The following is an 11,683-nucleotide window of genomic DNA, read 5'->3' as shown; positions in this document are numbered from 1 at the left end:
CCATCAGTGTGGTTCGGGGTGCTGGAGCGTCTTTTCCACCTCCACGGCGGCGATTGGTGCCGGTTGTGGCTGGCGTTTGCGCCGGTAGTCGCCGCGACTGAAGTACTTCTCCAGCCAGACATAACAGCAAATGAAGAAATAGCGGCTGCCCATCTCCTTGATTTTGAGCTTGGCCAAGCCCGCACGGCGATTGCGCCACGTGATGGGGATGACCGTCCAGGCGTAGCCCCGGACGATGGCCTTGAGCGGCAGTTCGACGGTCAAGTTGAAATGCGGCGACAAAAAGGGACGGCAGCCTTCGATGACTTCGCGTCGGTAGGCCTTGAAAGCATTGGTGGTATCGTTGAGTCGAATGCCGAAAAGCAGGCGCAGAAACGTATTGGCCAGGCGATTGATCACCCACTTGATCGGCGGATAGTCAATTGTGCCACCCCCTTTGATGAAGCGGCTGCCAAAAATGCATTCGTAGCCCTGGTTGAGTTCGCGCCAGTACCGCACGACATCACGGCAATCATCCGACTCATCTGCCATCATGATCACCACGGCGTCGCCGGAGACCTGTTCAAAACCAAAGGTAATGGCGCGCCCAAAGCCGTGTTCGCCTGGGTTCTGAACCGGGCGCAGGGTCGGGATGTCGGTGCGGGCTGCTTGAAGGATGTCCCAGGTTGCATCCGTGCTGCCGTCATCCACGACGATGATCTCGTGCGGAATGTTGTTGAGCCGCAGTTCGACGTAGAGGTGTTCGACCGTCGAGCGAATGCACCCCGCCTCGTCCCGCGCCGGTATGACGACGGATAGCAACTTGAGTGGTGGAAGCGTGGGATCAGGCGCGTGCATAGGCAGGTCCTAGTCTTCAGAGAGGCCTAGCCATTCGGGATGCTGTAGAGCATGCTCGGCAATCTCGGAAAAAATGGCTTCACGGGTGTACGTCGGGTGCCAATCATAGCCAATTTGGGCGCGGGTTGCATCCAGCACGAGCCAGCCGAGGTCAAACGGACGTGGCGTGAGGTCGGCCAGCACCGGGTGCGCGCCAAAGCGGTCGGCGCACCAGGCGCTGAGTTCCGCCAGGGAAAAAGCGCTTGCCGCTCCACCGCCAACATTGACGACGCGGGGAACTGTGGCGCTCTGTCCGGCGCGCATTTGCTTGATGAGCAGTGGCGCCAGATCGGCCGGATGCAAGCAGTCCCGCACTTGGCGGCCGCTGCCGTCAAAGCCGATGTAACGCAGCGGACGCCGGGCCGCATAGGAGCGAATCCAAAAGGACACAATCCCTTGGTCGGCTTTGCCAAACTGCTCCGCGCCGGCCATCACGCCGCAGCGATTGACAAAGACCGGAAACCCAAACGCCGCGCCGTATTCCAGCGCCATCACTTCGGAAGCCAGCTTGGCGCTTCCATACAGTGACAGCGGCGGACTGGTTGAGAAATCTTCGGTGATGCCTTCGGGGGTCAGCCCGGTGACGCTGGCCGTGGGGTCAGGAATGAAGCGCGTGGGGCCGCCCACGAGTGGGAGGGCGCACAGGGCCGCAATGGAGTAAACCCGACTCGTGCCGAGCAAAATAAAACCGGCGTTCCACCGGCGGGCGAGTTCCAGCAGGTTGAGCGTTCCGACGAGGTTGTGTTCAACGAGTTGCCGCGCGCCGGTCTTGCCGTCCACGCCCGCCAGAACGCTTGGATTGGCGGCGGCGTCAAGAATCCAGTCGCAGGACGGTAGTCCTTCCAGATCGCTTGGCAGGCGGATGTCTCCGTGAACAACGCGCAGTCCGGTCTCGCGCAGCCGGCGCCGGTTCACTTCGCTGCCCGGACGAACCAAGTTGTCCAGCCCGATGATAACTGCCCCGGGGATGGCCTCGCGCAACTTGGCCGCAAGGACGCTCCCGACAAAACCACAAACGCCGGTCAGCAAGATGCGCATGGGTTAGATTCCTATTTGAAAGTCAGCACGGTTGCTAATAAGGTTGCGGCCCTAGTCATACAACCGAACGAAAGGAAAGCTACACGTGCCTACGCCAGTTTGCCTAGTCACCGGGTCGTCTGGGCTGATCGGTTCCGAGGTCGTGGTCTATTTCCACGCGCGCGGCTTTGCGGTGCACGGCATAGACAACAACCAACGCGCCGTGTTTTTTGGACCCGGCGGCGATACGCGGTGGAATCAGCAGCGCCTTGTCACGTCGCTGAGAAACTTTCACCACCACGAACTTGACATCCGCGACCGGGTTGGCGTGCTGGACTTGGTCAAGACACTGCGGCCGAGCGTCATCATCCACACTGCCGCCCAACCCTCGCACGACCTAGCGGCGCGAATGCCTTTCGACGACTTCGACGTGAACGCCGTCGGGACGCTCAACCTGCTGGAAGCCGCGCGGCAGTCCTGCCCGGAAGCGCCATTCATTCACATGTCCACGAACAAGGTCTATGGCGACGGACCCAATCATATCCCCCTGGTCGAGCTTGAAACGCGGTGGGACTATGCCGATCCGGCTTACGCGCAAGGCATCCCGGAAACCTTCTCGATTGACCACACCTTACATTCACTCTTTGGCGCGTCGAAGGTGGCGGCCGACGTGATGGTCCAGGAATATGGGCGGTACTTTGGGATGCCGACCGTGTGTTTGCGCGGCGGCTGCCTAACCGGCCCAAACCATGCCGGCGTCGAGCTGCATGGTTTTTTGAGTTATTTGGTCAAGTGCAACCTGGAAGGGCGGGAGTACAAAATCTATGGCTACAAGGGCAAGCAGGTGCGGGACAACATTCACGCCGAGGACGTGGCGGCTTTTATGTATGCTTTCTACGAACGGCCGCAGTCCGGCGCGGTGTACAACCTGGGCGGCGGAAAAGACAACGCTTGTTCAATCCTGGAAGCCTTTCAGATGGTCGAGGCGATTACCGGCAAATCACAGCGCTACAGCTACGTTGACCAAGCGCGGATAGGGGATCACATTTGTTACTACAGCGATCTCCGAAAGATGAAAACTGATTATCCACACTGGGGCATTACCCAAACCCTTCAGCTCATTTTGCTGGACATCGTGCGCGCTTGGGAAGAACGGCTTCAAAAAACGTAGATTTCTATGGAATGCCACCGCACCTACCAAGCAAAGCCTAGATTAGAGTTGGCCGTTTTAGGGTTATTTACCGTTCTGTACGGGCTGCGCGTGACTTACGAGGCTGCCGTAACTCCGATCTGGCTTGATGAGTGGTACACAATATGCGTGGCGACCATGCCGACATTCCGAGAGATGATTGGCATGATATGGGATGGTCCTGACACCCAACCGCCACTTTTCTACCTGATTACCCGCGGCATCATTGATATTCTTGGTGAGAGTAATCTGACGTTGCGCCTACCATCTACAGTTGGATTTTGGGTGTTTTGTATTTCACTGTATTTATTCGTCCGGGTTTCCAAAGGAAGTATCATAGCTGCCTCTGTTGCTCTGGTTTTCCCATGCGTGATTCATTCCTCATATTATGCCAGGGAAGCACGTCCTTACGCCTTGGTGCTTGGATGTTTGGGAATCGCGCTGGTATGTTGGCAATTGAGGGAACAGAAATTATACAGCATTTATTGTAAAGTTGGACTTGCCATAAGTCTCTCACTTGCAGTCTCTCTTCACTATTTTGCTATTTTTTCTGTTTTTGCTTTTTTTGCAACTGACTTCATATCAGCGCAGAATGAATTTTATAAATCAAGGGATGTATATTGCATCATAAAGGACTTCTCAAGAAAATCATTGATTTACTTGTGTCCATTAATCTTTCTTTTATTGCATTTACCGCTACTGCAACACAAGTCTAAAATGCCTTTTTGGAAGACAGGCATTTCCATTGAAGAACTACTGCTGACATATTCAGAGCCATTTGTGCACGTTCGTTTTTTATTGCTCTTAGTCTTCATACTCTCAATTCGACTCCTTCATAAGGAAAAACCAATTGAGTTTTTCGGTGATTCCAGAATCAGCACAATATCCGTATTATTTATATTGCTGCCTCTTGTATTTTTTTCGTTCACAGTTTTCTTGAACAAAACATTCTTCCTTAGTAGATATGTCCTGGCCTACGTAATAGGATGTGCTATCATTCTTGCAAGCTTGATATGGAGACTGGATATAGTTAATAGATTTGCTTTCGGAACGTTGATGCTTTCTTTCATAGTTCTAATAAATCCTCGCATTTCTTTTTTTTCTCGGCGTGCTTCAGAAATTGGTATAGATAGAGACATTAGAGAATCAAAAATTCTCTCAGAAGTTAAGAGCAATGAGATGGTTTTTATGACCGATCAATCCTACCTTCCAATGTACTATTATGACAGTAATTTACAGGTCAAGTATTTATACTTACTCAGTGCTTACACACATTCTTTTCCAGACCAGAGGCTTGAGGCGCTCAAAAAGATAATTCCGGTCGTTCAAAGGAATCCAAGGTGCCCCCGATTTTTTTATGTCGAGGACCTTTTGAAATTAGATACACCTCACTACGTCCTTCTTACAAAGTGGGCGTTGAAAACTTCAAAAGCTGAGTTTCCAAGCCTCAACCTTGACTATATTCCTATTCGCAGTAGTGAAAAATTTGTTTTGTATAAGAAAAAAGTGTAAAGCGTCGGATTGTGTGATCAACTTTTTGTCGCAGTGATTAGAAACTGTTTTCCGAAAAGCATCCACAGCATTGGCAATTGCAGATACAGTTTTACCAGGAAAATAGGTGGTCTCAGACCATGTGCCATTGTATAGGGTAAAAATTTTGGATGTGTGGAAGTGACTCTAAAGCCGGCCAGCTCCAATCCTTCAATAACTGAGAGGTGCGATAATGGCAGATGGTGATCAAAAAAGTCCCAATACGCTTTTCCAATATACTTTATATTTGGACCCATACAGATTATCTTGCCATTTGTTTTGAGGCAGCGAAAAGCCTGTTTGAGTGTCAGTAGTAATTCGTGCTTACTGATTAGGTGTTCAAAGAAATTTGAAGTAAATATGACATCTACAGATTCGTTTTCTAACGGCCAATCCGTAGCTGAATCGGAATTTATAAAGCATATTTCCCGGCTGAGATGGATTTTTCCATCGGAGTTCAAATCTATAGCATATTTTTTACTGGCCTGTACATTGTTGATAAATTCTCCCCATCCACACCCTAGATCGAGGACGATTTTGTTGTAGCCAATTTTCTCTTGCAAGTAGGACTCCAAGATGACTTTCCAGACTTCACTCCTGTATCTGGCTAATGGCGCAAATCGGCGATGATATTGTTCTCTCAGGCTATCCAGGGTGGATTCCATGTCTCGGTTTTTCCTTTGCCGGTTAGGGACTAAAAATTTACATTGAAATCAATGCGGTAGAATCTCCGATAGACGGCAAAAAAGGTACCAAACTGCGGAGCGCCGGTGTTGGCAAATACGTTTCTTGGATTGAAGTTATTGGTGATGTTGAAGATGCTTACCGTGAAGCTCGCCGAACGAATATCTGATTTTTTGCCAAACAGCGTCGGCTTCAGCCAATCCGGGATGGTAAAGGTTTTCGTCACGGCCAAGTCAAGCGCCATGAAACGTGGGAAGCGGGTGGTATCGGCGTTCCGCTGACCGATGAAATCCTGAGCCTCGTTGGTGAGGCTGAAGGGAAAACCATCTCGCCACTCAAAAATCGGGGCCAGCTTGACTTGCCACGGCAGCGCAAAAACGCCCCGCGCAAAGAAACGATTGGGCGCATCAATCGGCGCGTTGCCAAACTGGTCAGGACGAATGACCGGATTTGGAATATCACCAAAATATGAAATGAAATCGTTCAGTTGCGCGCGCGCCTTGCTCCGTACATAGGACACGGTCAACGTTTGGTTGTTCGTGAACTTGATGTCGGCCGTGGCTTCAAAGGCTCGGTAAGTTGCCCGTCCGGTGTTGAACAGCCGAATGACGCCATCCGTCGGACGCAGAATCGGCTCGATGAACAAGTCATTGAACGTTCGGCTGTCAAGGTAGGCCAGTTTGGTCAGGACGCGCTTTGTCACCCGTTGGGCAAATTCGACGCGAAAGGTCCGGTTGAACGGCACGCGGAAGTCGCCGCCCCGTCCGGGGTCATTCGTCGGGTCGCGGGCAAGGTCATAAACAAACGCCCGCGCCGGATCGCGGATGGTCCCGTCCGGGTTGAACGTCGTCACAACCTGCCGCGGCATGTCCCGAAAAGCCAGGGCGTTGAGGGGAAGCTTGTCATAAAACAGCCCAAAGCCGGCCCGGAGCACAGTGCTGTCCGTCTTGCCCGGCGCATAGGACAGTGCTACCCGTGGCGCAAAGTTGATACTGGTGGCTGCCTGCTGGGTTTCGATCCGTAGCCCAAAGTCGAGCTGTAAGTTGGGCCGGATAAGCCACTGATCCTGGGCGTAGCCGGAGACTTCGATGTTGTCGGCCCGAAGGTTGCCCCGATTGGCATAGGTGATGCGTTGAAGCAGCGTGCCATCGGCGCGCCGAATTTCGACCGGCCGACTGGTGATGCCGCCGCGATTGCGCATGGCGTTGACATCAAAGCCAAACTTGATGCGATGCCAGCCCTGTGCCTCAAACGACGCCATGGCATTTGAAAACTGTAGCTGGTAACGCTCGGTTGTCCGGTCTGATTCGGTAAAAAAGCTCCCGCTGCGTCCAAGTGGCGTGATGACCATGGTTTCCGCGCCCTTGCCAAAGACTTCAACCCCAATGCGCTTGTAGTTGAAGTGCGTTTCCAGGGTTGAGCCGGCATCGGTGGCATAGCGGTGTGTCCCGGCCACCGCAATGTCGGTGGTGCGCTGATTCGGGGACACGGGAACCGGATTGAAAAAGTCCAGCCCCACATTCCGAACCAGTCGGCGCGCGACGTTGACCGTGCTGGTCAGGGTTTGGCGTCCGGTCAGGAGGACGTCGAACTGGCTGAAGCTACGGAACGAGTACTTGCGAACTTCATTATCGGGATTCGGCAGGCCCCGGACCACCGCTTTATCCACGATGACCTCAAAGGCTTGCGCGAAGAATGCTTTGTCACGGACGATCGGGCCAGATACGTTCACCCGTGGCGAAACGTTGGCAAAACCGAAGAGCTTGCCGCCACGGAACCGCGGTTCGGGGAAAAAGTCGTTCAAGCCGAACTGCCATTTGTTGTTGCCGGGGCGCGTCTCGACCCGCGTGACCCCACCCGTGAACTTGCCAAACTCCGGCAAGTAGGGATTGGTGAAGACTTCAGCCCGCTCGACGGCTTCGAGCGGAATTTCAACCTGGAAAGCGCCCGTCGCCGGATCGTTGCTGATATTGCCGTTGACCAGGACTGCGCTCTGGTCTTCGCGTGCGCCTTTGATGCTGGTTCGGCCGTCATTGGAGCGGATGACGTTTGGAACCGGCGGAAAGGACGTGAGAATGTCGCGGCCGCGCGCCGGCAGGATGCGGATTTCCGCCGGAGTGATGCGGTCGGAAGGACCGCTCCCTTGTTCAACCAGGGGGCGCTCGGTGTCGCCGCGCACCTCGACCACTTCGCCACCCGTCAGGCTCAGCCCGATGGGTTGTTCGGCCAGCACGCCCGGCTCAACCGCATATTGCTCATCAGTCAGGGTGTCGTAACCCGGCACGGCGATGACGAGCGTATAGATGCCGCCGGGCACATCCGTAAACGTTGCCTTGCCGGCTGCATCCGTCACGCGCGTCAGGGCGCGGGCCATGGGGGTGCTACTATTGGGCGTAAGCGTGATGGTCGCGCCGGCCAAGGGTTTTTGTGAGCTGGCGTCGGTAATGGTGAATGCCACCACGCTGGTTTGTTGTCCGAGGGCATTGCCCAGCGCCAGCCAGCCCAGCCAAAGCAGGATTGAGCAAAAGCGGATTGTAGTCATGGCAGAACTGTTGCCTTGGCGCATTTCGAGCGCATTCAAAATTCACCGGCGAAGCATACGCGGACAACCTGGCGAAGTTCCCGTATCGCCAGCCGTAGATTACCGAGAAATCGGCCGGCTGCCAGCGGGTTCGCCAACAGCGCCGCCGTCATGCCCAGTGGACGCAGGTGGTAGTTGTCGCCAAATCCAGCATTCAAGTTGGGTAAATCCTGGCGCGCGTCGTCGCTGATAACCCGCACCAGCAGCAGTGGCAGGGCATAACGCTGAACCACTTGCGCAATCGCGTGGCTTTCCATGTCCACGACCCAGGCCCCGGTTTGTTGGTGCAAGCGGCGCTTTTCCATTGCCTGGCAAACGACATAGGGGACGGTGAGGTGGTCGCCCTGGTAAACAGGGCGTCCGGTAGCGGCAAGTCGTGCCGCGAGGCGGCTCAACCCGGTGGCGCAACCCGGAAGCGGTGCGCCCTCGGTCGCCAGCGTGTTCGTTCCCAGCACGACATCGCCGACCGACAGTGACGGGGCAAGCGCGCCCCCAATGCCAACGACCACGACCGACGGACGTCCCTGCGCCGCCAGCGCCGCCAGCGTCTGGTGCGCGGTTCGAGCGGCATTGGCCGGGCCAACCCCCGTGAGAACGACGTGGGCGTTGCCGAGGTGGTCGCCAATGATGGCGCGACGCTCGCCGGGCGTGGCGACAAAAAACACGGCGCGCGGCACTTCCGGGGGGACTTGTTTCGACATAGGTTGACGACTATAACCTAAAGTTTTGTGTCTGAACGAACGATGGAAGGTACTACGTGCTGTTCTTCTGGCTTGGCTTGCAAAGCATCGTGGGACTGGCTGCCGTTGGCGGATTGGTCTATTTCCTGCTGGCGCTCTGGTCGGCGGCGATCTTTCCGCGCCACCGCATCAGCCCCAAACGGTTGTCCAAGAAGCACCTGCCGCCGATTTCGTTGCTCAAACCACTGTGCGGCGCGGAAACTGAGCTGGAAACCTGTCTCAGCAGCTTCTTTCAACTCAAGTATCCGCGTTTTGAGCTAATTTTTGCCGTGCGGACCCACGACGACCCGGCCGTGGCGGTCGTGCGTCGCCTGCGGGCGCGGTTTCCTGGCGTCCGCGCCCAGCTCCTGTTTACCGGCGAGCCGCCCTACGCCAACGCCAAGGTCTTCAGTCTGGAGAAAATGGCGGAAGCGGCCGCCTACGACCTGCTGGTGATTACCGACAGTGACACGAAAGTTTCCGCCGACTACCTTGGCGGCGTAGCGGCGGCTTTCGCCGACCGGAACGTGGGCGGCATTACCCACCCCTACCGTGGCGTGGCAAGCGGCGATCTCTGGTCACGGCTTGAAGCGCTCGGCATGACGACCGAATTCATGGCCGGTGTCATCGTCGCCGAACGGCTGGAAGGCATGAAGTTTGCCCTCGGCCCCTCGATGGCCATTCGCCGCGACTGCTTGAAAGCCATTGGTGGCTTTGCCGCCATGAAGGACTACCTGGCCGATGACTTCGTGCTTGGCGCTTGGGCCGCGCAGGCGGGCTGGAAGGTGCTGCTGCTACCACAGGCCGTCGAACATGTCGCCACCGCGCGTGGTTTTCTGACCAACTTCAAGCACCGCCTGCGCTGGAATCGCAGTAGCCGGTTCTCGCGTCCGGCGGGCTACGTCGGACAGGGGTTTACTTACGGGCTGGTGTGGGCCATGGGCTTTGCGGCGCTGACGCCGTGGCCGCTGAACCTGGCCGTCTTCTCGACAGGGTTGCTCCTGCGGATCGGCTTGGCCTTGACCCTGGCGCGGCGGCTCGGCGACCGCGCCGTGAAGCATCATCTCTGGCTCATCCCGTTACAGGACTTGATAAGCTGGATGTCCTGGATCGGTGGGTTTTTAGGCAAGACCATCGAGTGGCGTGGGGAACGCTACGTGCTTCTCGACGGGGGGCGCTTTCAGCCACTGACGCGCCAAGTCAAGGTGGAGGGAGAAGCACGTGCCGTCAAGTGACCGCTTGGAACGTTGTCCAGAGTGGCTGGTCTGGATGGCCGTCGCCATCATCTTTCTCAGCGCCTGTTTCCCGCCGCCTTACCTCATGGATGACGTGGACGCCACGCAGGCGCAAATTGCACGCACGATGCTGGAAACCGGCGACTGGGTGACGCCCCGGCTCAACGGCATTGTGTATCTGGAAAAGGCCCCGCTCAAGTATTGGCTCATCGCGCTCTCGTTCGCCGTGTTTGGCGTCCACGACTGGGCGGCGCGGCTTCCGATTGGGTTGGGCATTCTGGCGCTGGGCTGGCTGACGCTGCGCATGGGGACGTGGGCGTTTGGCGCGCGGGCCGGCTTTTACGCCGGACTGGTTCTGGCCACGAGCATCGGCTTGTTTCTCTTTACCCGCATACTCATCGTGGATGTGTTACTGGCGCTCAGTGTCGCGCTGGCCCTGTGGGCATATTTGCGGGCGCTCGACCCGCAGGAAGCCCATCCCCGGCGCTGGTCGGCGCTCATGGCCGTCAGCCTGGCCGCCGGCTTTCTGTTCAAGGGCTTCATTGGGTTGGTGTTTCCCCTCGCGGCCATGGGCCTCTATGCCCTGGCGACTGGACAGTGGCGGCAGCGCAACTTCTGGCAGCGTTGGCGTCCGGTGACGACCACCTGCCTCGTTCTGAGCTTGACGCTTCCCTGGTTTGTCGCCGCCACACTACGGAATCCACCCTACGTTGACTTTACGCTGACCAGCGAGCCGGGCCAGTATCGGGGCTTTTTTTGGTTTTTCGTGTTCAATGAACATGTGCTGCGGTTTTTGGGGCGACGCTATCCCCGCGACTACAACACCGTGCCCCGACTGTGGTTTTGGCTGTCGCACCTGGTTTGGTTCTTTCCGTGGAGCCTGTTTCTCCCCGGTGTGGCGCGGCTGCGGTTGACGCGCCGGCCCGCGACCCGCGCCGAGCAGATGACGTTGCTAGCCGTGGTGTGGATCGGCTTCGTCATGGTGTTTTTTTCGTTTTCGACGACGCAGGAATACTACTCACTGCCGATTTACCCAGCAGTGGCCGTCCTGCTGGGCGCGGCGTTGACTCAGGAAGGGCGGTTTCAAGCCGTCGGGCGCTGGCTCGCTTCCGGTGTGGCAGCCCTGGCCGCGTTGGCGGCCGGAGCGCTGCTGGTCGTCAACTGGAACACGCCCACGCCAGGCGACATCGCGCAGGCGCTGGCAAAAAGCCCCGATGTGTATGCCGTCTATACCCTCTCGCTCGGTCACATGGGCGACCTCACCGTTCGGTCATTCGCGTACCTGCGCGTCCCCTTGGCGCTGGCAACCGTGGCTTTCCTGGTCGGAGCCGTTGGCGTCCACCTAGCGCGCGGACGCCGAGCCTGGCTCGCCATCGCCGGGATGTTGACACTGCTGCTGGTAGCGGCGCGCCTGGCCATGGTGGCCTTCGATCCCTACTTGGGTTCCTACCCCTTGGCCAAGGCCCTGGTGACGGCGCAACGCACCCATCCAGGGCGCGTCGTGGTGGATAATCAGTACTATGCCTTCTCGTCGGTGTTTTTTTACGCCAACGTGAAAGGGGCGCTGTTACTCAACGGCCGGACGACAAACCTTGAGTATGGTTCTCATGCGCCCGGTGCCCCGGACGTGTTTCTGGATGATGACACCTTCGCCAAGGTGTGGCGTGGTCCTGAACGCACCTACTTGCTTGTAGAAGATGTCCACCTCCCGCGGATTGAAAAACTGGTCGGTGTGGAGACGCTGCACCAGATTGCGACAAGTGGTGGAAAGTTTCTACTGTGTAATCAGCCAAAAGTACAGGAAGAGCCGCATTTATCTACGCAACGCAACTTGCGGAAGGTGTTACCCTAG

General features: G+C 56.6%; 9 protein-coding genes. 4 read left to right on the top strand and 5 right to left on the bottom strand.

Annotated features, from left to right (window positions below; all coding sequences use genetic code 11):
• Positions 1–3 precede the first annotated feature (3 nt).
• Both J8C06_RS14830 and J8C06_RS14825 read right to left on the bottom strand, forming a co-directional pair.
• A complete protein-coding gene (locus J8C06_RS14830; protein ID WP_211430196.1) occupies positions 4–837 on the bottom strand; it encodes a glycosyltransferase family 2 protein in 834 nt (277 codons plus the stop codon).
• Between the two features lie 9 nt (positions 838–846).
• Positions 847–1,914 (bottom strand): NAD-dependent epimerase/dehydratase family protein, encoded by a 1,068-nt coding sequence (locus J8C06_RS14825; protein WP_211430195.1) that lies wholly within the window; start codon positions 1,912–1,914, stop codon positions 847–849.
• An 85-nt stretch (positions 1,915–1,999) separates the two neighbouring features.
• Between J8C06_RS14825 and J8C06_RS14820 the strand changes: the two genes are divergently transcribed.
• Both J8C06_RS14820 and J8C06_RS14815 read left to right on the top strand, forming a co-directional pair.
• Positions 2,000–3,064 carry an NAD-dependent epimerase/dehydratase family protein gene (locus J8C06_RS14820; protein WP_211430194.1) on the top strand — a complete coding sequence of 355 codons (1,065 nt, stop codon included), beginning with the start codon at positions 2,000–2,002 and terminating at the stop codon, positions 3,062–3,064.
• A gap of 6 nt (positions 3,065–3,070) precedes the next feature.
• On the top strand, positions 3,071–4,594 hold the full coding sequence (locus J8C06_RS14815; protein ID WP_211430193.1) for a glycosyltransferase family 39 protein: 1,524 nt from the start codon (positions 3,071–3,073) through the stop codon (positions 4,592–4,594).
• Between the two features lie 17 nt (positions 4,595–4,611).
• Here J8C06_RS14815 and J8C06_RS14810 read toward each other — a convergent pair whose 3' ends face one another.
• Genes J8C06_RS14810 through J8C06_RS14800 form a run of 3 tightly spaced genes read right to left on the bottom strand, consistent with a single transcriptional unit; the run spans position 4,612 to position 8,578 of the window.
• Positions 4,612–5,277, bottom strand: a complete 666-nt coding sequence (locus J8C06_RS14810) for a class I SAM-dependent methyltransferase (protein ID WP_211430192.1) — start codon at positions 5,275–5,277, stop codon at positions 4,612–4,614.
• A gap of 29 nt (positions 5,278–5,306) precedes the next feature.
• A complete protein-coding gene (locus J8C06_RS14805; protein WP_211430191.1) occupies positions 5,307–7,838 on the bottom strand; it encodes a TonB-dependent receptor in 2,532 nt (843 codons plus the stop codon).
• A 35-nt stretch (positions 7,839–7,873) separates the two neighbouring features.
• Positions 7,874–8,578 (bottom strand): phosphorylase family protein, encoded by a 705-nt coding sequence (locus J8C06_RS14800; RefSeq protein ID WP_211430190.1) that lies wholly within the window; start codon positions 8,576–8,578, stop codon positions 7,874–7,876.
• A 56-nt stretch (positions 8,579–8,634) separates the two neighbouring features.
• Between J8C06_RS14800 and hpnI the strand changes: the two genes are divergently transcribed.
• Together hpnI and J8C06_RS14790 are read left to right on the top strand one after the other, a co-directional pair.
• Positions 8,635–9,831, top strand: a complete 1,197-nt coding sequence (gene hpnI, locus J8C06_RS14795) for a bacteriohopanetetrol glucosamine biosynthesis glycosyltransferase HpnI (RefSeq protein ID WP_211430189.1) — start codon at positions 8,635–8,637, stop codon at positions 9,829–9,831.
• On the top strand, positions 9,818–11,683 hold the full coding sequence (locus J8C06_RS14790; RefSeq protein WP_246602128.1) for an ArnT family glycosyltransferase: 1,866 nt from the start codon (positions 9,818–9,820) through the stop codon (positions 11,681–11,683). Before hpnI ends, J8C06_RS14790 begins: the two co-directional genes overlap by 14 nt.

It is taken from the genome of Chloracidobacterium validum, from assembly GCF_018304825.1.
GTDB lineage: Bacteria > Acidobacteriota > Blastocatellia > Chloracidobacteriales > Chloracidobacteriaceae > Chloracidobacterium > Chloracidobacterium validum.
Note: the sequence above shows the minus strand (reverse complement) of the source record. Positions and strands in the feature narration are given on the sequence as shown.

Coding starts and splice junctions, on each gene's coding strand:
- J8C06_RS14830 (WP_211430196.1), bottom strand. CDS start 837: ATGCACGCGCCTGATCCCACGCTTCCACCACTCAAGTTGCTATCCGTC.
- J8C06_RS14825 (WP_211430195.1), bottom strand. CDS start 1,914: ATGCGCATCTTGCTGACCGGCGTTTGTGGTTTTGTCGGGAGCGTCCTT.
- J8C06_RS14815 (WP_211430193.1), top strand. CDS start 3,071: ATGGAATGCCACCGCACCTACCAAGCAAAGCCTAGATTAGAGTTGGCC.
- J8C06_RS14810 (WP_211430192.1), bottom strand. CDS start 5,277: ATGGAATCCACCCTGGATAGCCTGAGAGAACAATATCATCGCCGATTT.
- J8C06_RS14805 (WP_211430191.1), bottom strand. CDS start 7,838: ATGACTACAATCCGCTTTTGCTCAATCCTGCTTTGGCTGGGCTGGCTG.
- J8C06_RS14800 (WP_211430190.1), bottom strand. CDS start 8,578: ATGTCGAAACAAGTCCCCCCGGAAGTGCCGCGCGCCGTGTTTTTTGTC.